At 63.0% G+C, this 511-nt stretch carries 1 protein-coding gene; it reads right to left on the bottom strand.

Annotated elements, in window-relative coordinates:
- A partial coding sequence (locus tag A2J03_RS09210; RefSeq protein WP_156520286.1) for a LysR family transcriptional regulator occupies positions 1 to 333 on the bottom strand: 333 nt, incomplete at its 3' end.
- Positions 334 to 511: the final 178 nt, after the last annotated feature.

Below are 511 nucleotides of genomic sequence, written 5' to 3' on the forward strand. Positions count from 1 at the left end.
GGATGTGATTGCGGGAGTGTGTCCGACGACGAACGGGGGCGCTTCTCCCAGCGCTGCCCGCCGAGTCGCTGCACCCAACGAGTCGGCGGCAGCGAGGAGCATCGACGCGCCCTGGCGGAGTTCGAGGCCGGCCGCGGTCAAGACGGTAGAGCGACCGCGTCGATCGAGCAGTCGCACCCCCAGGTCCTTCTCGAGCTGACGCATGGCACTACTCATTGCCTGTTGTGAAACGAAGAGCATGGCCGCGGCGGCAGTCAGCGACCCGGTGTCGGCGACGGCAACGAACTGGCGCAGTCGGCGGAGGTCCAACTGGGGGGTCGACAGAGGCGTCATCTCATTCCTTCCACAAGCACTGGTTGTGCAAGCACGCATTCTTTGCGTTTTTCAATTGTGCATCCCGACCCTACCGTTGGTCTCGAGATCGACATCAACGCGACAGGAGATTCGGATGACCAACTCGCTACAGGGCAAATCAGCGGTCGTGGCTGCGGGGGCGAAAAACCTCGGTGGT

It is taken from the genome of Rhodococcus sp. EPR-157 (assembly GCF_001647195.1).
Lineage (GTDB): Bacteria > Actinomycetota > Actinomycetes > Mycobacteriales > Mycobacteriaceae > Rhodococcoides.